The sequence below is a fragment of the Paracoccus sp. J39 genome (genome assembly GCF_000518925.1).
In the GTDB taxonomy this organism is placed as follows: Bacteria; Pseudomonadota; Alphaproteobacteria; order Rhodobacterales; family Rhodobacteraceae; genus Paracoccus.
On record NZ_JAEN01000019.1, the window covers coordinates 70957 to 90624 of the forward strand.

The 19668-nt window shown below is 68.9% G+C and carries 16 protein-coding genes; 10 read left to right on the plus strand and 6 right to left on the minus strand.

What is annotated here, in order from left to right:
* Positions 1–167: 167 nt before the first annotated feature.
* Entirely contained in the window at positions 168–1202 is a 1035-nt protein-coding gene (locus tag L632_RS0116500) for an Ldh family oxidoreductase (protein WP_028717148.1), read from the plus strand.
* On the opposite strand, the gene L632_RS0116505 is transcribed toward L632_RS0116500, so the two are convergent.
* Entirely contained in the window at positions 1199–1663 is a 465-nt protein-coding gene (locus tag L632_RS0116505; protein ID WP_028717149.1) for an Lrp/AsnC family transcriptional regulator, read from the minus strand. The two genes, L632_RS0116500 and L632_RS0116505, sit on opposite strands and share 4 nt — an antisense overlap.
* A gap of 109 nt (positions 1664–1772) precedes the next feature.
* On the opposite strand from L632_RS0116505, the gene putA reads away from it, so the two are divergent.
* Complete coding sequence (gene putA / locus L632_RS0116510) at positions 1773–5192, plus strand: bifunctional proline dehydrogenase/L-glutamate gamma-semialdehyde dehydrogenase PutA (RefSeq protein ID WP_028717150.1); 3420 nt, start codon at positions 1773–1775, stop codon at positions 5190–5192.
* Positions 5193–5375: 183 nt separating this feature from the next.
* Here putA and L632_RS0116515 read toward each other — a convergent pair whose 3' ends face one another.
* The 5 genes from L632_RS0116515 to L632_RS0116535 all read right to left on the minus strand — a co-directional run bounded on the left by L632_RS0116515 (position 5376) and on the right by L632_RS0116535 (position 10849).
* The gene (locus L632_RS0116515) at positions 5376–6203 is read right to left on the minus strand and encodes an alpha/beta fold hydrolase (protein ID WP_028713695.1); all 828 of its coding nucleotides are present in this window, start codon (positions 6201–6203) and stop codon (positions 5376–5378) included.
* The gene (locus L632_RS0116520; protein ID WP_028717151.1) at positions 6203–6991 is read right to left on the minus strand and encodes an enoyl-ACP reductase; all 789 of its coding nucleotides are present in this window, start codon (positions 6989–6991) and stop codon (positions 6203–6205) included. The genes L632_RS0116515 and L632_RS0116520 overlap by 1 nt, the downstream gene beginning before the upstream one ends.
* A 19-nt stretch (positions 6992–7010) precedes the next feature.
* A complete protein-coding gene (fabB, locus tag L632_RS0116525) occupies positions 7011–8240 on the minus strand; it encodes a beta-ketoacyl-ACP synthase I (RefSeq protein WP_028713697.1) in 1230 nt (409 codons plus the stop codon).
* A gap of 21 nt (positions 8241–8261) precedes the next feature.
* Complete coding sequence (fabA, locus tag L632_RS0116530) at positions 8262–8771, minus strand: bifunctional 3-hydroxydecanoyl-ACP dehydratase/trans-2-decenoyl-ACP isomerase (RefSeq protein WP_028713698.1); 510 nt, start codon at positions 8769–8771, stop codon at positions 8262–8264.
* 602 nt (positions 8772–9373) lie between these two features.
* Positions 9374–10849: a PLP-dependent aminotransferase family protein gene (locus L632_RS0116535; RefSeq protein ID WP_028717152.1), complete on the minus strand. Its 1476-nt coding sequence runs from the start codon at positions 10847–10849 to the stop codon at positions 9374–9376.
* 168 nt (positions 10850–11017) lie between these two features.
* Here L632_RS0116535 and tauA point away from each other — a divergent pair, with 168 nt between their 5' ends.
* The 8 genes from tauA (at position 11018) to pta (ending at position 19664) form a co-directional block, all read left to right on the plus strand.
* Entirely contained in the window at positions 11018–12034 is a 1017-nt protein-coding gene (gene tauA / locus L632_RS0116540; protein ID WP_028713700.1) for a taurine ABC transporter substrate-binding protein, read from the plus strand.
* Positions 12035–12097: 63 nt separating this feature from the next.
* A complete protein-coding gene (locus L632_RS0116545; protein WP_024845520.1) occupies positions 12098–12907 on the plus strand; it encodes a taurine ABC transporter ATP-binding protein in 810 nt (269 codons plus the stop codon).
* Positions 12900–13727, plus strand: a complete 828-nt coding sequence (locus tag L632_RS0116550; protein ID WP_028713701.1) for an ABC transporter permease subunit — start codon at positions 12900–12902, stop codon at positions 13725–13727. The genes L632_RS0116545 and L632_RS0116550 overlap by 8 nt, the downstream gene beginning before the upstream one ends.
* Positions 13728–13816: 89 nt before the next feature.
* A complete protein-coding gene (locus tag L632_RS0116555) occupies positions 13817–14233 on the plus strand; it encodes a nuclear transport factor 2 family protein (protein WP_028713702.1) in 417 nt (138 codons plus the stop codon).
* 8 nt (positions 14234–14241) lie between these two features.
* Entirely contained in the window at positions 14242–15633 is a 1392-nt protein-coding gene (locus L632_RS0116560) for an FAD-binding oxidoreductase (protein WP_028717153.1), read from the plus strand.
* 12 nt (positions 15634–15645) lie between these two features.
* Positions 15646–17427 carry a sulfoacetaldehyde acetyltransferase gene (xsc, locus tag L632_RS0116565; protein WP_028712788.1) on the plus strand — a complete coding sequence of 594 codons (1782 nt, stop codon included), beginning with the start codon at positions 15646–15648 and terminating at the stop codon, positions 17425–17427.
* Between the two features lie 256 nt (positions 17428–17683).
* A complete protein-coding gene (locus L632_RS0116570) occupies positions 17684–18700 on the plus strand; it encodes a YeiH family protein (RefSeq protein WP_028712789.1) in 1017 nt (338 codons plus the stop codon).
* Between the two features lie 4 nt (positions 18701–18704).
* Positions 18705–19664 (plus strand): phosphate acetyltransferase, encoded by a 960-nt coding sequence (pta, locus tag L632_RS0116575; protein ID WP_028712790.1) that lies wholly within the window; start codon positions 18705–18707, stop codon positions 19662–19664.
* Positions 19665–19668 lie beyond the last annotated feature (4 nt).

Sequence of the window (19668 nt, forward strand, 5' to 3'; positions counted from 1 at the left end):
GCGCCACAGACGATTGCGGCCGCGCGGGTGAGACGATCACCGCAACGCTGGCCGGGGCGCGGATGCTGGTCCGCGATGCCGGCCTCTGGGGCAGGGCCCGGTCCTGAACGCTTGCCCCGGACCGGAAAATCCGGTTTTCTGGCCCGCACCAGACAAGGGATGGGCGCATGGGCGAAGTGACGATGGTGTCGGTGGCCGAACTTGGCCGGATGGTCGAGTCGCTTTTCATGCGCGCGGGCTTCAACGCCCAGCAGGCCGATGCCATCGCCCGCATCATCACCGCCGCCGAGCGCGACGGCGCCAAATCGCACGGCATCTATCGCATCGAAGGTTGCCTGCGCACGCTGGCGGTCGGCAAGGTTTCGCCCGGCGCCCGACCCGAGCTGATCGACGAGGGCAGCGCAGTGATCCGCGTCGCGGCGGATGGCGGCTTTTCCCCTGCCGCCTTCGAGCTGGGCCTGCCGGCGCTGGCGGGCCGGGCCGAAAAGCTGGGGCTCGCGGCGCTGGTCATCAACGACTGCGTGCATTTCTCGGCGCTGTGGCCCGAAGTCGAGGCGCTGGCGGCGCGCGGCCTTGCCGCTCTGGCCATGTGTCCCAGCTACGCCGCCGTTGCCCCGGCGGGGGGCGCGAAGCCGCTTCTGGGCACCAATCCCATCGCCTTCGGCTGGCCCCGGCCGGGGGCCGCGCCTTACGTCTTCGACTTCGCCACCTCCTGCGTCGCCCGGGGCGAGATCGAGCTTCTGGCGGGGGCCGGCGAGCCCTTGCCCGAGGGCTGGGCGCTGGATGCCGAAGGCGCGCCGACCACCGATGCCGAGGCGGCGCTTTCCGGCGCCATGCTGCCCTTTGGCGGGCACAAGGGTTCGGCCCTCTCGACCATGGTCGAGCTGCTGGCGGGGGTGATGATCGGCGACCTGACCAGCCAGGGCGCGCTGGAGGAACTGGGCACGCTTAGCCTGGCGCCGAAACATGGCGAACTGATCCTGGCCTTTTCGCCCGCGCGCTTCGCCGCCGGCCGGCCGGGCGATCCGCTGGCCCGGGCCGAGGCGCTGTTCGACGCCATCCTGGGGCAGGGCGCGCGCCTGCCCGGCCAGCGCCGCCTTGCCGCCCGCGCGCGATCCGAGGCCGAGGGCATCGCGCTGAACGCCGAGGAACTGGCGCTGATCGAGCGTTTCCAGCGCGAGGGGCTGGCTGCGCTCGGCTAGAGGGCGGTCCAGTTCTGCTCGACCACCGCCTCCATCGAGACATGGCTGGAGGTGTTGCTGACATGAGGCAGGACCGAGATCTTCTCGGCCAGGATGCGGCGGAAATCGGCCATGTCGCGCGAGCGGACCTTCATCAGATAGTCGCAGCTGCCGGCGATCATGTAGCATTCCTCGAGCTCGGGGATGGCCCGGACGGCGGCGTTGAACTGCTGCAGCGCATGTTCGCGGGTGTCGTTCATGCTGACCTCGACATAGGTCACATGGGTCAGGCCCAGCTTCAGGGGCGACAGGATGGCGCGATAGCCGGTGATCAGCCCGATCTCTTCCAGATGCTTGATGCGCTGCGCCACCGGGGTCTTGGAGAGCCCGACCCGCCGCGCCAGCTCGGCGATCGGGATTCGGGCATTCTCGGTCAGTTCCGCCAGGATCTTGCGGTCCTGCGCGTCCAGGTTCAGGTCCATTCTGAAAATCGCCTCGAATTTGTTCCAACAGCCTAGAAAGTGGCCCATCTTCAGGCGCACCGCCTAGCCCGCATCTGATAATACTGTCGCATCGAATAAGGAGATCGGCATGACTCGTGTCAACCCCATCGGGCTTTCGGAGGTGTTTTCCGCCCAGGCGAAATTCGCCGACGAGGCGGAGCTGCTGAACCGGCTGGTCGCGCAGGCGGAGCTGGGCGCCGGCCAGCGGGCCGCGATCACGCGCCGGGCCGCCGATCTGGTGCGCCGCATCCGTGACGAGGCGAAGCCCACGATGATGGAGCATTTCCTGGCCGAATACGGGCTGTCCACGCGCGAGGGCGTGGCGCTGATGTGCCTGGCCGAGGCGATGCTGCGCGTGCCCGACCGGATGACCATCGACGCGCTGATCGAGGACAAGATCGCGCCTTCGGACTGGGGCAGGCATCTGGGCGAGGCGTCCTCGTCGCTGGTCAACGCCTCGACCTGGGCCCTGATGCTGACCGGCAAGGTGCTGGACGACGACCAGGCCGGGATTGCCGGCACCCTGCGCCGCGCCGTGCGGCGGCTGGGCGAGCCGGTGATCCGCACCGCCGTCGGCCGGGCGATGAAGGAGATGGGCCGGCAATTCGTGCTGGGCCAGACCATCGAGGCGGCGCTGGAACGCGCGGCGAAACGCGAGGCGCAGGGCTTCACCTACAGCTACGACATGCTGGGCGAGGCGGCGATGACCGGGGCGGATGCGGCGCGCTACGACCGCGCCTATTCCGACGCCATCGCGGCGATTGCGAAAGCCTGCACCAGGGGCTCGGTCGAGGACAATCCCGGCATCTCGATCAAGCTGTCCGCGCTGCATCCGCGTTACGAGGTGGCGCAGGAATCCCGGGTGATGACCGAGCTGGTGCCGGTGGTGCTGAAGCTGGCGCGGCAGGCCAAGGCCGCCGGCATGGGCATGAACATCGACGCCGAGGAACAGGACCGGCTGGTGCTGTCCTTGAAGGTGATCGAGGCGGTGCTGGCCGATCCCTCGCTGGCCGGCTGGGACGGGTTCGGCGTCGTGGTGCAGGCCTATGGCAAGCGCGCCGGGCAGGTGATCGACTGGCTTTATGAAACCGCCACGCGGCTGGACCGGCGCATCATGGTGCGGCTGGTCAAGGGCGCCTATTGGGACACCGAGATCAAGCGCGCCCAGGTCGAGGGCTTCCCTGGCTTTCCGCTGTTCACCAGCAAGGTGGCCACCGATGTCAGCTATATCGCCAATGCCCGCAAGCTGATCGGCTATGCCGACCGCATCTATCCGCAATTCGCCACCCATAACGCCCATACCGTCGCGGCGATCCTCGAGATGGCGGGCGACATCCGCTTCGAGTTCCAGCGCCTGCATGGCATGGGCGAGCGGCTGCACGACATCGTGCTGCGCGACCACAACGCTCGCTGCCGCATCTATGCGCCCGTCGGCGCGCATCGCGACCTGCTGGCCTATCTGGTGCGGCGCCTGCTGGAGAACGGCGCCAATTCCAGCTTCGTGCACCAGATCGTGGATGAGGCGGTCTCGCCCGAGGAGGTCGCCCGCGACCCGTTCGAGGCGCGGGCGACTGCCCAGCCGCCGCGGTCGCTAGTGGCGCCCGAGGCGCTGTTCGGGGCCTCGCGTCGGAACTCGACCGGCTTCGACCTGACCGACGAGGAAACGCTGGCCCGTATCTATGCCGCCCGCGACGTGGCGATCCCGGATGCCATGCCGCTGACCGTCTCGGAGCCCAGGGGCAAGATGCAGGATGTCGTCAACCCGGCGACGGGGGAAAAGATCGCCCGGGTGATTATGGTCGATGCCGAGACCGCCGCCCGCGCCATCGACGATGCGCGCATCTGGGACGCGCCGGCGGCGGAACGCGCCGCGGTGCTGCGCCGCGCCGCCGATCTTTACGAAGACCATTACGGCCCGATCTTCGGCATTCTCGGCCGCGAGGCCGGCAAGGCGCTGGCCGATGCGGTGGCCGAACTGCGCGAGGCGGTGGACTTCCTGCGCTATTACGCCGCCGAGGGCGAGAATTGCTCCGATGCCCCGCGCGGCATCGTCGGCGCGATCAGCCCGTGGAACTTCCCGCTGGCGATCTTCACCGGCCAGATCGCGGCGGCGCTGATGGCCGGCAATGCGGTGATCGCCAAGCCTGCCGAGCCGACGCCGATCATTGCCGCCTATGCCATCGGCCTGCTGCATCAGGCGGGCGTTCCGAAAACCGCGCTGCAACTGCTGCCCGGCCGCGGCAGCGTGGTCGGCACCGCGATGACCTCGGACCTGCGCGTCGCGGGGCTGGTCTTTACCGGCTCGACCGAGACCGCGCAGACCATCGCCCGCACCATGGCCGCGAACCTGGCGCCCGGCACGCCGCTGATCGCCGAGACCGGCGGGCTGAACGCGATGGTGGTCGATTCCACCGCGCTGCCGGAACAGGCGGTGCGCGACATCGTGAACTCGGCCTTCCGCTCGGCCGGGCAGCGCTGTTCTGCGCTGCGCTGCCTTTATGTGCAGGAGGACGTGGCGCCGCATCTGATCCAGATGATCAAGGGCGCCATGGACGAGCTGCGCCTGGGCGACCCCTGGGATCTGACCACCGATGTCGGCCCGGTGATCGACCCCGGCGCGCAAAAGGAAATCGCCGATTACATCGCCGCCAATGCAAACCGCGTGCTGCACAAGCTGGCGGTGCCGTCGCGGGGGTTCTTCATCCCGCCGACCCTGCTGAAGGTCTCGGGCATCGCCGATCTGGAGCGCGAGATCTTCGGCCCGGTCCTGCATGTCGCGACCTTCAGGGGCGACCAGCTGGACCAGGTGATCGCCGAGATCAACGCCCGCGGCTTCGGCCTGACCTTCGGGCTGCACACCCGCATCGACTCGCGCGTGCAGGAGGTCTCGGACGCCATCCATGTCGGCAATATCTATGTGAACCGCAACCAGATCGGCGCCGTGGTCGGCAGCCAGCCCTTCGGCGGCGAGGGGCTGTCGGGCACCGGGCCCAAGGCCGGCGGGCCGCGCTATGTGCCGCGCTTCTTCGCGCCCGCCGCGCCTTCGGTTTCCGCAGGGGCATGGCAGGGCCAGGCCGACGAGGCCCGGCTGCGCGGCGCGCTGGCCAGGGCGGCCCCGAAGAAGATCGAGGAGCGCCTGATGCCCGGCCCGACCGGAGAGCTGAACCGCCTGACCGCGCATAGCCGCCCGCCGGTGCTGTGCCTCGGACCCGGGGTCGAGGCGGTGGGGGCGCAGGTGGCGGCGGTCGAGGCGCTTGGCGGGCAGGCGGTCGGCGCCGACGGCACCCTGCCCTCCGAGGCGCTGACCCGGCTGCCGCAGCTTTCCGCCGTGCTCTGGTGGGGCGACGAGGCACAGGGCCGCGCCTATGCCGAGGCTTTGGCCGCGCGCGAGGGCGAGATCGTGCAGTTGGTCACCGCCATGCCCGACCTGGCTCATGTCGCCCATGAGCGCCACCTTTGCGTCGACACCACCGCAGCAGGCGGCAACGCCGCATTGCTGGCAGGGTGACCTCCGCCCCGTGCAGCCCATGCGATGCCCGCGCCTTGCCCGGCCCGGCGAAGGGCAGGGCGAGACCATGCGCCAGGTCGCAAGAGCCGGGCGCGACGCCGCGCCGACCCGCGGCGATCACCCGTCGCGGTGATTGCGCGGAAATATGGCCGCCAAGGCGTCGCTCATCCCGTCTGCCGGCGGTCAGCCCATCCGGGCCAGCCAGGCGTTGATCGCCGCCACGGCCTCGGGCTCGTCGAGATAGGGGATATGGCCGCGATCCGGCACGTCGGCCAGGATCATGTCGGGCCGCCTGCGCTGCATCTCGGCCGCGGTGTCATGCGAGAGCAGCTCGGAATTGGCCCCGCGGATCAGGGCCAGCGGCAGCTTCGCTGCCGCGTCGAAAAGCGGCCACAGATCGACCTCGGGCCCGCCGAAGGCCGCGAGAAACGCATCGCGCAGCGCCGGGTCGTAATTGATGCGCAGACCCTCGGGCGTTTCGACATAATGCCGCTCGGCCTCTTCCAGCCAGCGGGAGGGCGGCACATTGGCAAAGCCGGGCATGGCGGCGGGCAGGCGCTGCGCCAGGTCGGCCAGGCTGGTGCCGGCGGGATTGCGTCCGATATAGTCGCAGATCTTCGCAAGTCCGCCACGCTGCAGGACCGGCCCCACGTCGTTGAGGCACAGGCCCAGCACCCGGTCCGGCGCCGTCGCCGCCAGAACCATGCCGATGAGGCCGCCGCGAGAGGTGCCCAGGATCGCCGCCCGGTCGATCCCCAGATGGTCCAGCAGCGCCAGAACGTCCCTGGCCTCCTGCGGGATGGTATAGCTGTCCGCGCCGGTCCAGTCCGACGCGCCCCGGCCGCGATAATCCGGCCGGATCAGCCGCAGGCCGGCCAGATGCGGCGCCACATAGTCGAAATCCCGCCCCGTGCGGGTCAGGCCGGGCAGCGCCAGAACCGGCAGGCCCTCGCCCGCGTCGCGATAGGCCAGCCGCGCGCCATCCTCCGCCCGGTAGAATCGAAGGGTCATCAGAGGTTTTCCGACTGCGGCATGCCCAGCACGTGATAGCCGCCATCGACCAGCACGACCTCGCCGGTGGTGCAGGCGCCCCAATCCGAGCAGAGCCAGACCGCCGTGCCGCCGATCGCCTCCAGCGTGGCATTGGCGCGCAGGGGGGCGTTCGCCTCGGTATGGCGATAGGTCTTGCGTGCGCCGCCGATGGCCGCGCCGGCCAGCGTCTTCATCGGACCGGGGCTGATGGCGTTGACGCGAATCCCCTCGGGGCCCAGGTCGTTGGCCAGGTAGCGGACCGAGGATTCCAGTGCGGCCTTGGCCACCCCCATGACGTTGTAGAACGGCGTGACCCGGTTCGATCCGGCATAGGTCAGGGTGATGATCGAGCCGCCATTCGACATCAGGGGCTGGGCCCGCCGGGCCAGGTCGATCAGCGAATAGCAGGAAATCGTCAAGGAGTTCTTGAAGTTGTCCCGGGTCGTGTTGATGAAGCGCCCGGTCAGCTCGTTCTTGTCCGAATAGGCGACGGCGTGAACCAGGAAGTCCAGCCCGCCCCAGCGCGAATCCAGCGTGGCAAAGGCGCGGTCGAGCGATTCGTCGTCCAGCACATCGACATCCATCAGGAAGTCCGACCCCAGCGCGGCGGCCAGCGGCTCGACCCGCTTGCCGAAAGCCTCGCCCTGATAGGTAAAGGCCAGCTTCGCCCCCTCGCCGGCCAGCGCCCGGGCGATTCCCCATGCGATCGAGCGGTCATTCGCGACCCCCATCACCAGGCCGCGCTTTCCTTTCAACAATTCGCCCATGGCTTTACCTTTTCTTGGTTTATTCGCGGTATTTCGACAGGAGCAGCGTGGCGTTGGTGCCGCCAAAACCGAAACTGTTGGAAAGGATGCTATCGAAATCGACATCGTCCAGGCGGGCTTGCGCGATCTCCTCGGGCCGGATCTCGGGGTCCAGCGCGGCGATATTGGCCGAGGCGGCGATGAAGCCCTGCTGCATCATCAGCAGCGAATAGATCGCCTCGTGCACGCCGGTCGCGCCCAGAGAATGGCCGGTGAGGGATTTGGTCGAGGAAACCGGCGGCACGGCGCCCTCGCCGAAGACCCGGCGCAACGCCTTGATCTCGCCCACATCGCCCACCGGGGTCGAGGTACCATGCGCATTGACATAGCTGACGCGGCGCCCCTCGGGCAGCGTGGAGAGCGCCAGCCGCATCGAGCGTTCTCCGCCCTCCCCGGAAGGCGCGACCATGTCATAGCCGTCGCTGGTGGCCCCGTAGCCGGTGACCTCGGCATAGATGCGGGCGCCGCGGGCCAAGGCGTGGCCCAGTTCCTCCAGCACCACCACCCCGGCGCCGCCGGCGATGACGAAGCCGTCGCGGGTGGCGTCGAAGGGACGCGAGGCGGTTTGCGGCGTATCGTTATACTTGGACGACATGGCGCCCATGGCATCGAACAGGCAGCTGAGCGTCCAGTCCAGCTCTTCGCCGCCGCCGGCGAAGACGATGTCCTGCTTGCCCATCTGGATCAGTTCGGTGCCGTTGCCGATGCAATGCGCCGAGGTCGAGCAGGCCGAGGTGATCGAATAGTTCACGCCCTTGATCTTGAAGGGCGTGGCCAGGCAGGCCGAATTGGTCGAGGACATGCAGCGCGTCACCATGAAGGGCCCCATGCGCTTGGGCGCGCCCTTCTCGATCACGGTGCGATGCGCCTCGAACAGGTTCGCGGTCGAAGGTCCGCCCGAGCCCATGACCAGGCCGGTGCGCTCGTTCGAGACATCCTCGGACGCCAGGCCCGCATCCTCGATCGCCTGCTGCATGGCGATGAAGTTATAGGCCGCGCCCGCGCCCATGAAGCGCAGGTTGCGCTTGTCGACATGGTCCTCGAGCACGATGTCCGGCATACCGTGGACCTGGCTGCGGAAGCCGTGCTCGGCATATTCGGGGGCGAAGACGATGCCCGAGCGGCCCGCGCGCAGGCTCTCGGTGACCTCGGTGGCGTTGTTGCCGATGGGAGAGACGATGCCCAGCCCGGTGATGACGACGCGCCGCATGGCGTGCTCCTTGTTCATGGATCAGGCGGCCGACAGGGCCACTTTCATGTCCTTGACCTCGTAGATGGTTTCGCCATCGGCCTCGACTCGGCCGTCGGCGACCCCCATGGTCAGGCGGCGGGTCTGCACCGCCTTGGTGAAATCGACGTGATAGCGCAAGAGCTTGCGGTCGGGGCGGACCATGCCGGTCAGCTTGACCTCGCCCACCCCCAGCGCATAGCCGCGCCCCTGCCAGCCGCGCCAGCCCAGGTTGAAGCCGGTGAGCTGCCAGAGCCCGTCGAGGCCCAGGCAGCCCGGCATGATCGGGTTGCCGGGAAAATGGCAGGCAAAGAACCACAGGTCGGGATGGATGTCGAATTCGGCGGTGACATGGCCCTTGCCATGCGGCCCGGCATCGGCCGAGATGTCGGTGATGCGATCCATCATCAGCATCGGCGGTTCGGGGAGTTGGGCATTTCCGGGGCCGAACAGTTCGCCACGGGCGCAGGCCAGCAGATCTTCCTTGTCAAAGCTGGTCCGTGTCATCGTCATGCGCGTGTTTTCCCCTTAGTCCGACGTTGCGTTATCTGTGCTGGCCACCGCCGGGCGAGCCCCGCGCGACACTTGCCTTTCGGTCTATCATTCCGCCCCGGCAAGGCGCAAGGGCACAGGGTTTCCCGGTCTTTGCACAGGCTTGCCCGCCGATGCCATAGCGGGAAATGCCGCGGCACGATCCGGCCGCCTCCGCTGCAAAACCGGCGCGACGGACCCGTCGCCGTCGCGCCCTCCACGCGCGCCAAGGCGCCGATGCACGGCCCGGCCTCGGCCTTGGCGTAGACCGCCCGTAGCAAGGCACCTGTCCCTGGACGCATCCAACGACGCCTTCCCCGGGCTTCAAGCCGCCAGGAATATCGATCCGAAGCCGCCGCCGGTCCCTTCGGCCTTCTTTCTTGTCCAAATATCCTGGGGGAGCGCGGAACGCGCGGGGGCAAAGCCCCCTTTTCCGGGACACGGCGCGGCATCTGGCACCCCTCGGAAAGCCGCGCGGCGCCGGCGCCTTCGCCGGATGCGCACCGCCCCGCGCGGTTGCCCTCCGCCGCTTCCGGCGGGCGCTGCCGCCCTGGGGCCGCTCCACCGGCCCGTCATCCCGCCCGTTAGGCCGCCAGTTCCATGGCGCGGCGGGCGATCAGGGCGATTCCCGGCGCGATCTCGCCCTCGCGGATCGAGGAATAGCCCAGCCGGAAGAAGCGGCAGGGCGCGGGCGGCGTCTCGAAAAACACCTCGCCCGGTTCGATCAGCACGCTGTCGGCTTGCAGCCGCGTGGCGAGAAGGCTGCTGTCGATGCCTTCCGGCCCCTCGATCCACAGGCTCGACCCGCCCGAGCGCGCCGCCCCGGCGATGCGCAGCGGCGTGGCGGCCAGCGCCTCCTCCATCAGCGCGCGCCGGCGTTTCAGCGCCCCGCGCAGCCGCACGATATGCGCGTCGTAATGGCCCAGCGCCAGGAAATAGGCGGTGATCCTCTGCAGGTGGTTCGGCGGGTGGCGCAGCATGATGGCGCGCAGCGCGCGCGCCCGGGCGATCAGCGGGGCAGGGGCGACCATGTAGCCGATGCGCAGCCCCGGAAACAGCGATTTCGAGAAGCTGCCGATATAGATCACCCGCCCGGCGCGATCGAGCGATTTCAGCGCCGGGGCCGGCGGCGCCAGATAGGACATCTCGAAATCGTAATCGTCCTCGACGATCAGGAAGTCATGCGCGGCGGCGCGGGCCAAAAGGTCGCGGCGCCGGGCCAGGGGCATGGTGGCACCGGTCGGAATGTTGTGGCTGGGCGTGACGATCACCAGCCGCGTGCCCTGCGGCAGCAGCTCCGGGTTCAGCCCGCCCTCGTCCACGTCGAGGAAGGTGGTCGGGCTGTGGGCGCGGCGCAGCGTCTCGGCGAAATCGGGATAGCCGGGGTCCTCGGTCACCGCCAGCCGGTCGCCGCGCGCCAGAAGCTCGACGGTGATGAACAGCGCGTTCTGCGCGCCCAGCGTCACCAGCACCTCGTCCGGATCGGCCTGGATGCCGCGCCGGGGCAGGGAATGCGAGCAGATGTAGTCGATCAGCATCGGATCGTCGGCGCCGTAGAGATCCGAGGCCAGCTCGCCGAAATCCCGCGTCCCCCAGGCGCGGCGGGCGCAGTCGCGCCAGGCGTTGTGGTCGAACAGCGCCGGATCGCTTTGGCCATAGATGAAGGGATAGCGGAAATCGCGCCAGTTCGCCGGCTTGCGGATCACCCGCTGGCGCGGCGGCTGCTTGGGCAGCCAGCTGTCCCAGTCGAGCGCGGTCTCGCGCGGCAGCGGCTCTTGCATCTTCAGCCGCCGATGCGGCACGGTGGCGGCCACCATGATGCCGGAACGCGGCCGGGTTTCCAGATAGCCCTGGCTGATCAGTTCCTGATAGACCAGCGTCACCGTCATGCGCGAGATGCCGAGCGTTTCGGCCAGCCCCCGCGACGAGGGCAGCCGGGTGCCCGGCCGTGCGCGGGTCTCCAGGATGGCCCGCACGATGGCCGCCGCCAGCCGCGCCTGCAGCGTGCCTGCCTCGCCATCGCGCAGAAAGAACATCTCGACGGGAATCCGGTCGCTCATCTGGACCTAGCTTTGGTTTCAACTGGACATATCGTTACGCCGCGTCACCTGCAACATTTTGTCGCAAGAAGCAGCCGTGCAGAGCTGCAAGGCCAATACAGAGGAGGCCGAGCCCAGGGGCTTGGCCGCGTCGCAAGACCAACAACCGAAAGACAGGGAGTCACAGAAATGACCGACATGACCCGGGCCGGAGCCTTCCTGGCCGCGATGACCTTTGGCGCCGGCTTCGGCCTGGCCCCCGCCCATGCCGAGACCACGGTGGTGGTCGGCTACCAGCAGATCGTCGGGCCCTTCATCGCCGCCATCGCCGATGGCCGGCTGGACGCGGCCGCCAAGGAGGCGGGCTACAAGATCGACTGGCGGCAGTTCTCCTCGGGCGGCGACATCTCGACCGCGCTCGCCTCGGGCAACGTCCCGGTGGGGGTGATCGGCTCGACCGGCATCGCCGCCGCGGCCACGCGGGGGGTCGAGTTCGAGCTGTTCTGGATCCTCGACAATATCGGCAAGTCCGAGGCGCTGGTCGCCCGCAACGGCTCGGGCATCGAGAAGCCCGAGGACCTGACCGGCAAGAAGGTCGCCGTGCCCTTCGTCTCGACCGCGCATTTCCATCTGCTCGTCGGCATGGATCAGGTCTGGAAGATCGACCCGCGCGGCGTCAACATCCTGAACATGAAGCCGCCGCAGATCCTGGCCGCCTGGCAGCGCGGCGACATCGATGCCGCCTATGTCTGGCCGCCGGTGCTGACCGAGCTGATGAAGGAAGGCGCGGTGATCGCCGATAGCGAGCAGATCGGCGCGGCCAGCGTGCCGACCTTCGACGGGCTGGTGGCGGACAGGAAATTCGCGGCCGAGAACCCGGAATTCATGGCGGCCTTCACCAAGGCGCTGGCCGGGGCCTATGCCGATTACAATGCCGACAAGGCGGCCTGGACCGAGGATTCCCCGCAGGTCGCCGGCATCGTCAAGATGATCGGCGGCGATGCCGCCGGCACGGTCCAGGCGCTGAACATGCTGTCCTTTCCCGACGCGGCCGAGCAGGCATCCGAGACCTGGCTGACCGGCGGGGCGGTCCGCGCGCTCAGCGAAAGCGCCCGGTTCCTGGTCGAGCAGAAGCAGATCGACGCCGCGCTGGAGGATTACGCCCCCTTCGTGAACGCGAGCTTCGCCCAGGCCGCGGCGCAATAGGCGACCGGCCCCCTCGGGGCCGCATCCCTCGCCTTCAACCCCTTTCTCGGAAAGACCGCTGATATGCAGACACTGAAAGTTTCCGACGTCAGCCTGATCTACCCCGGCCACCACAAGGGCGCCCCGGTCACCGCGCTGAAAGGCGTGAACCTCGAGGTCAAGAGCGGCGATTTCGTCGTGGCGCTGGGTGCCTCGGGCTGCGGCAAGACCACGCTTCTGAACCTGATGGCCGGGTTCATGGCGCCCTCGGCCGGGCAGATCACCCTGGGCGGCCGCCCTGTCACAGGTCCCGGCGCCGACCGCGGCGTGGTGTTCCAGAAACACGCACTGCTGCCCTGGCTGAACGTCATCGACAATGTCGAATTCGGCCTGAAGCTGCAGGGCGTCGATGCCAGGACCCGGCGCGAGCGCGCGGTCAAGAACCTGGCGCTGGTCGGCCTGCAGGACTTCCACAAGCACATGATCTATCACCTCTCGGGCGGCATGCAGCAGCGCGTCGGCATCGCCCGCGCCCTGACCTGCGACCCGGCCATGCTGCTGATGGACGAGCCGATGGCGGCGCTGGACGCGCTGACCCGCGAGACGGTGCAGGAACTCTTGCTGCAGATCTGGCAGCAGACCGACAAGATGTATTTCTTCATCACCCACAGCGTCGAAGAGGCGCTGTTCCTCGGCTCGCGGCTGATCGTCATGTCGCCGCGGCCGGGCCGCATCACCCATACCTACGAGCTGGACTTCAACCGCCGCTTTTTGGCCGAGGGCAATGCCCGCGCCATCAAGTCCAGTCCCGACTTCATCGAAATGAGGGAGCAGATCCTTGGCATCATCTATGGTGACGAACGCGCCGGCGAGCGGGAAAAGATCCATGCTTGAGCGGCTGACGAGAGCGCGCCCGGCCCGGCCCGGCGTATCCTATGGCGCCCCCGGCGACGGCTCCAGCGCCATCATCAGCCTGGTCACCGCGCTTGCCCTGATCGCGCTGTGGTTCCTGGTCACCGGCATGGGCTGGGTCCGGCCGCTGTTCCTGCCCGCGCCGGCCGCGGTCTGGGGCAAGTTCGTGCTGGCCGCGACCGAGGGCGTGTCGAACTCGACCCTGGCCCAGCACACGCTGGCCAGCCTCGGCCGGGTGCTGGGCGCCTTCTTCCTGGCGCTGGCCATCGCGGTGCCGGTCGGCATCCTGATGGGGGTGAACCGGGTGATCCGCGGCCTTCTGGACCCGATCATCGAATTCTACCGGCCGCTGCCGCCGCTGGCCTATCTGCCGCTGATCATCATCTGGCTGGGCATCGGCGAGTTTCCCAAGGTCTTCCTGATCTTCCTGGCGATCTTCGCCCCCATGGCCATCGCGGCGCGGGCCGGCGTGCGCTCGGTCTCGATCGAGCAGATCCATGCCGCCTACGCCATGGGCGCCAGCAAGCTGCAGGTGATCTTCCACGTCATCCTCAAGGCCGCGCTGCCCGAGATCTTCACCGGCATGCGCATCGGCATCGGCGTGGGCTGGACGACGCTGGTCGCGGCCGAGATGGTTGCCGCCCATCGCGGCCTGGGCTTCATGGTGCTGAACTCGGCCGAGTATCTCGCCAGCGACGCCGTGATCATGGGCATCATCGTGATCGGCATCCTCGCCTTTGCCTTCGACCTGCTGATCCGCCGCATCGAGCGGGCGCTGATCCCCTGGAAGGGCAAGGTCTGATCCCGCCCCGGACCTGACCCGCCACCATTCACCCGAAACGTCCCGGAGGCGCGCCCGCGCGCCACCGACCGGGAGAGGAGTATCCACCGATGACCCGCAAGCTGACCGCCGACGACCTGAAGGCCACCTTCGACGCCTTCAACCGCCATGACATCGACGGCGTGATGACCCATTTCGCCGAGGACTGCGTGTTCTACACCGTCGCCGGCGAGCACGAATACGGCAACAAGGTCGAAGGCAAGGCGGCCATCGCCAGGGCCTTCGAAGCAGTCTGGACCACGATGCCGGACGTCGAATGGGCCGACCACACGCATTTCCTGTCCGAGGACGGCACGCGCGGCGTCTCGCAATGGACCTTCCGCGCCACCAACCCGGACGGCAGCCGGACCGAGGTGCAGGGCGTCGACCTGTTCCGCATCCGCGACGGCCGGATCGTCGAGAAGCAGGCGATCCGCAAGCAGCGCCCGGCCATTCCCGCCTCCGCTTCCGCCCTTGCCGGGAAATGAGGACGGCCATGCAGGCGATCGAGAAACGTCCGGGCTCGCTCCCCTTCGACCCGTTCTATGATCCCATCACGGCGCGCGGCCTGGGTCCGCGCAGCGATTACGCGCCGACCTACTGGATCGGCACCGCCGGCACCCCGCCGCCGGACGACGGCCCGGTGACGCGCGACATGGATGCCGACGTGGTGGTGATCGGCTCGGGCTATACGGGCCTGTCCTGCGCCATCCACCTGGCCAAGATGCACGGCATCAAGGCCACGGTGCTGGAAGCGAACGGCGTCGCCTATGGCTGCTCGACCCGCAACGGCGGCCAGGCCCAGGTCAGCTCGGGCCGGCTCAAGCGCAGCCAGTGGATCGAACGCTGGGGCCTCGAGGTGGCGAAGCGCCTGCATGCCGAGGTCTGCGAGGGCTTCGAGCTGTTCCGCGGCCTGATCCGCGACCATGCGATCGACTGCGAGCCGCAGGATGGCGGGCATTACTACATCGCCCACAAGGCCGGGGTGATGCCGGCGCTGGAGAAGGAGACGGCGCTGCTGCGCGACACCTTCGGCTACGACGCCCGCATGATCTCGCGCGACGAGCTGCACCGGACCGTGGTGCGCGACCAGGAGGCGCATGGCGCCATGTGGGAGGCGGACGGCGTCGGCATCCATGCCGCGAAGCTGGCCTTCGGCTATCTGCGCCTTGCCCGCGAACTGGGCGCGAAAGTGCATGTCGACAGCCCGGTGCAGGGCTGGGACTACCGAAATGGCCTGCATCACCTGCGCACGCCCGGCGGCACGGTGCGGGCGAAGCGGGTGGCGGTGGCGACGGCGGCCTATGCGCCGCGCGGCCTGCACCCGCGGCTCCGGGACCGGCTGATGCCGATCATGTCGAACAGCATCGTCACCCGCGTGCTGACGCCCGCCGAGCTGGAAGCGGTCGGTATCCGCAAGCTCTCGCCGCTGACCGACACCCGGACGTTGCGCCATTACTACCGCCTGCTACCAGATAACCGGCTGCAGATCGGCTCGCGCGCCGCCATCACCGGCCGCGACGCCGCGAACCCGGCGCATCTGAACGCGCTGAAAGAGGGCATGGCGCGCAAGTTCCCGGCGCTGCGCGGCATCGAGCTCGATTACAGCTGGTGGGGCTGGGTGGATGTCAGCCATGACATGATGCCGCGCATCACCGGCCTGCCGGACCTGCCGGGCGCCTTCTACGCCTTGGGCTATGGCGGCAACGGCGTGATGTATTCCGCCATGGCCGGGCGGCGCATGGCGCAGCTGGTCGCGGGCGAGGCCTTGCCGGCGCTGCCGATCTTCAACTCCGAACTGCCCCACGAAGGCTGGAAGACGCCGTTCCGGCGGCTGGGCCAATGGGGCCTCTACAAGTTTTACCACTATCGCGACGAGCGCAGATAAGGAGCCATCGCCATGCGAATGACGACTGAGGAATCTTTTGTTAAGGTATTGCAGCTTCACGGGATCGAGCATGCTTTCGGGATCATCGGCTCTGCGATGATGCCTGTGTCGGATCTGTTTCCGAAGGCTGGGATCAGGTTCTGGGACTGCGCGCATGAGACGAATGCGGGTCTGATGGCGGACGGGTTCACGCGCTCGACCGGCAAGATGTCGATGGCGATCGCGCAGAACGGGCCGGGGGTGACGGGCTTCGTGACGCCGGTGAAGACCGCCTACTGGAACCACACGCCGCTTCTGCTGGTGACGCCTCAGGCGGCGAACCGGACCATCGGCCAGGGCGGCTTCCAGGAGATGGAGCAGATGCGGCTCTTTGCCGATTGCGTCTGCTACCAGGAGGAGGTGCGCGACGCGAGCCGCATCCCCGAGGTGCTGAACCGGGTGATCATGCAAGCCTGGCGCAACTCGGCCCCGGCGCAGATCAACATCCCGCGCGACTTCTGGACCCAGGTGATCGACGTGGAACTGCCGCAGGTGGTGGCCTTCGAGCGGCCCGCGGGCGGCGAGCAGGCGGTGGCCGAGGCGGCAAGGCTGCTCAGCGAGGCAAAATTCCCGGTCATCCTGTCGGGCGCCGGGGTGGTGCTGTCGGGGGCGATCCCGGACCTGGTGAAGCTGGCCGAGCGGCTGGATGCGCCGGTCTGCAGCAATTACCAGCACAATGACAGCTTCCCGGGCAGCCACCCGCTGGCCATGGGGCCGCTGGGCTACAACGGCTCGAAGGCCGGGATGGAGATCATCCAGAAGGCCGATGTGGTGCTGGCGCTGGGGACGCGATTGAACCCGTTCTCGACCCTGCCGGGCTACGGCATCGACTACTGGCCGAAGCAGGCCAGGATCATCCAGGTCGACATCAATGCCGACCGCATCGGGCTGACCAAGAAGGTCACGGTGGGCATCCAGGGCGATGCGGCCAAGGTGGCGCGCGGCATCCTGGCGCAGCTTGCCCCCGCGGCGGGCGATGCCGGGCGGCAGGAACGCAAGGATCTCATCGCGCAGACCAAGTCCCGCTGGGCGCAGGAGCTTTCGAGCCTCGACCACGAGGAGGATGATCCGGGCACCGAATGGAACGCCGAGGCGCGGGTCCGCGACGCCGGGCTGATGAGCCCGCGCCAGGCCTGGCGGGCGATCATGCAGGCGGTGCCGAAGGAGGCGATCGTCAGCTCGGACATCGGCAACAACTGCGCCATCGGCAATGCCTATCCAAGCTTCGAGGCCGGGCGCAAATACCTGGCGCCGGGCCTCTTCGGTCCCTGCGGCTACGGCTTCCCGGCGATCCTGGGCGCCAAGATCGGCAATCCCGAGGTGCCGGTGATCGGCTTTGCCGGCGACGGCGCCTTCGGCATCTCGATGAACGAGATGACCGCCTGCGGGCGCGCGGACTGGCCGGCGATCACCATGGTGATCTTCCGCAACTACCAATGGGGCGCGGAAAAGCGCAACACGACGCTGTGGTACGACAACAACTTCGTCGGCACCGAGCTCGACCGCGACACCTCCTATGCCGGCATCGCCCGGGCCTGCGGGCTCGCCGGCGTGCAGGTCAAGTCGCAGGAGGAGCTGACCGCGGCCCTGCACGAGGCGGTCGAGCGGCAGATGCGGGACGGCGAGACCACCTTCATCGAGGTGCTCTTGAACCAGGAGCTGGGCGAGCCCTTCCGCCGCGACGCGATGAAGAAGCCGGTGGTGGTGGCCGGCATCGACCCGGCCGACATGCGCCCGCAAAAGGGCGCGGCCTGACGCGGAAAGGCGGCGCAGGGCGCCGGCGCCCCCCGGCTTTCACCGTTTCCCAAATACTCCGGGGGGCGCTTGCCGGGCCCCGTCGAGGGGCCGGGCAAGCGCGAGGGGGCAGCGCCCCCCTCGGCGGCCGGGAAGGACCGCAGGACCGCCGGACACATCCGCCCATGAGGCCCTCTCCCGGGGCGCATGACGCCCTTCCGACGACGACCCGGCGCGGCCCCCGCCCCGGCCCCATCCCCGCATCCCGGTGACGACGATGATGACCACCCTGATCCCTTCGCGCAGCCTGCTCGGCGAGGCCTTCCCGGGCTTCGCGGTCTCGGCGCTGGTCGCGGCCACGGCGCAGTTCCTGTCGGACCATTACGGCGCCCCGGCCATGCTGCTGGCGCTGCTTCTGGGCCTGGCGCTGAACTTCCTGGCCGAGGAGGGCACCCGCACCGCGCCCGGCATCGCCTTCACCGCCCGCACCGTGCTGCGGCTCGGGGTGGCGCTTCTGGGCGCGCGGATCTCGGTCGAGATGCTGAGCGGGCTGGGGCCGCGCGCCATCGCGCTGGTGGTCGCGGGGGTGGTGCTGACCATCCTCTTCGCGCTCCTCGCCACCCGCCTCGTCGGCCGCGGCTGGCGCTTCGCGCTGCTGACCGGCGGCGCGGTGGCGATCTGCGGCGCCTCGGCGGCCATGGCCATCGCCGCGGTCCTGCCCCGGCACGAGAAATCCGAGCGCGACCTGGTCTTCACCGTGCTCTCGGTCACCGTGCTCTCGACCCTGGCCATGGTGCTCTACCCGATGCTGTCGAACGCCTTCGGCTTCACGGCGCGCGACAGCGGCGTCTTTTTGGGCGGCACCATCCACGACGTGGCCCAGGTGGTCGGCGCCGGCTTTTCCATCGGCCCCGAGGCCGGCGAGACCGCGACGCTGGTCAAGCTGATCCGCGTCTCGATGCTGGCGCCGGTGGTGCTGTGCTTCTCGCTGGCGATCCGGGCGCGCGGGCTGGCCGATGCCAGGGGCGGCAAGGCGCCGCCGCTCTTGCCGGGCTTCGTGCTGGGCTTCCTGGCGCTGGCGGCGCTGAACAGCGCCGGGCTGATCCCGCAGCCGGTCTCGGCGCTTGCCGGGCAGCTGTCCCGCTGGGCGCTGCTGATCTCGATCGCCGCGGTCGGCATCAAGACCTCGCTCGGCAGGATGCTCGAGGTCGGGGGCGGCGCCATCGCGCTGATCGTGGCCGAGACCGTGTTCCTGGGCGTCTTCGTCGTCGCCGGCCTGCATTTCTGGGGGTAGTGCCATGAAACCGCTCGAGCGCATCCACGAGGCCGCGAAGGCCCTGGACCGCCACATCATCCTGCCCGAGGGCGGGGACCCGCGCGTCGCCGAGGCCGCCCGCCGGCTGGTGGCCGAGGGGCTGGCCCGCGTCACCCTGCTGGGCGGGCCCGAGATCCCCGGCGTGGGCCGCATCGACCCGGCGGGCGCGCCCGACCTGGCCGAGCTGGCCGACCACTGGCACCGGCTGCGCGCCGCCAAGGGCATGACCGCGGAACGCGCGCTTTCCGAGATGCGCGACCCGATCCGCCAGGCGGCGATGCGGGTGCGGCTGGGCCAGGCCGACGGCACGGTGGGCGGCGCGGTCGCCACCACCGCCGACACGGTGCGCGCGGCCCTGCAGATCATCGGCCGGGCCCCCGGGGCCGGGATCGTGTCGAGCTTCTTTCTGATGCTGTCCTGCGGGCCCGGGGCGCCGGTCCGGGGCGGCATGATCTTTGCCGATTGCGGGCTGGTGATCCAGCCCGACGCGGCCGAGCTCGCCGCCATCGCGCTGTCGGCGGCCGAGAGCTGCCGGCGGCTCCTGGCCGAGGCGCCGCGGGTGGCGCTCTTGTCCTTTTCGACCGCCGGCTCGGCCGATCATCCCAGCCTGGGGCGGCTGCGCGAGGCCTTGGCGCTGATCCGCGCCGCCGCCCCGGATCTGGAGGTCGACGGCGAGCTGCAGTTCGACGCGGCGCTGGACGAGGCGATCCGGGCGAGGAAGGCCCCGGCAAGCCGCCTGACCGGCCGGCCGAACGTCTTCGTCTTTCCCGACCTCGCCTCGGGCAATATCGGCTACAAGATCGCCCAGCGCCTGGGCGGCCTCATCGCCATCGGACCCATCCTCCAGGGCCTCGCCAAACCCGCAAACGACCTCTCCAGAGGATGCTCCGTCAACGATATCGTCAATGCAACAGCAATAACCGCCATGCAAACTCAAATATGAGCCG

What these genes read in the sequence shown, in the direction of transcription:
- L632_RS0116500 (WP_028717148.1), top strand. Translation starts at nt 168, where the DNA reads ATGGGCGAAGTGACGATGGTGTCGGTGGCCGAACTTGGCCGGATGGTC.
- L632_RS0116505 (WP_028717149.1), bottom strand. Translation starts at nt 1,663, where the DNA reads ATGGACCTGAACCTGGACGCGCAGGACCGCAAGATCCTGGCGGAACTG.
- putA (WP_028717150.1), top strand. Translation starts at nt 1,773, where the DNA reads ATGACTCGTGTCAACCCCATCGGGCTTTCGGAGGTGTTTTCCGCCCAG.
- L632_RS0116515 (WP_028713695.1), bottom strand. Translation starts at nt 6,203, where the DNA reads ATGACCCTTCGATTCTACCGGGCGGAGGATGGCGCGCGGCTGGCCTAT.
- L632_RS0116520 (WP_028717151.1), bottom strand. Translation starts at nt 6,991, where the DNA reads ATGGGCGAATTGTTGAAAGGAAAGCGCGGCCTGGTGATGGGGGTCGCG.
- fabB (WP_028713697.1), bottom strand. Translation starts at nt 8,240, where the DNA reads ATGCGGCGCGTCGTCATCACCGGGCTGGGCATCGTCTCTCCCATCGGC.
- fabA (WP_028713698.1), bottom strand. Translation starts at nt 8,771, where the DNA reads ATGACGATGACACGGACCAGCTTTGACAAGGAAGATCTGCTGGCCTGC.
- L632_RS0116535 (WP_028717152.1), bottom strand. Translation starts at nt 10,849, where the DNA reads ATGAGCGACCGGATTCCCGTCGAGATGTTCTTTCTGCGCGATGGCGAG.
- tauA (WP_028713700.1), top strand. Translation starts at nt 11,018, where the DNA reads ATGACCGACATGACCCGGGCCGGAGCCTTCCTGGCCGCGATGACCTTT.
- L632_RS0116545 (WP_024845520.1), top strand. Translation starts at nt 12,098, where the DNA reads ATGCAGACACTGAAAGTTTCCGACGTCAGCCTGATCTACCCCGGCCAC.
- L632_RS0116550 (WP_028713701.1), top strand. Translation starts at nt 12,900, where the DNA reads ATGCTTGAGCGGCTGACGAGAGCGCGCCCGGCCCGGCCCGGCGTATCC.
- L632_RS0116555 (WP_028713702.1), top strand. Translation starts at nt 13,817, where the DNA reads ATGACCCGCAAGCTGACCGCCGACGACCTGAAGGCCACCTTCGACGCC.
- L632_RS0116560 (WP_028717153.1), top strand. Translation starts at nt 14,242, where the DNA reads ATGCAGGCGATCGAGAAACGTCCGGGCTCGCTCCCCTTCGACCCGTTC.
- xsc (WP_028712788.1), top strand. Translation starts at nt 15,646, where the DNA reads ATGCGAATGACGACTGAGGAATCTTTTGTTAAGGTATTGCAGCTTCAC.
- L632_RS0116570 (WP_028712789.1), top strand. Translation starts at nt 17,684, where the DNA reads ATGATGACCACCCTGATCCCTTCGCGCAGCCTGCTCGGCGAGGCCTTC.
- pta (WP_028712790.1), top strand. Translation starts at nt 18,705, where the DNA reads ATGAAACCGCTCGAGCGCATCCACGAGGCCGCGAAGGCCCTGGACCGC.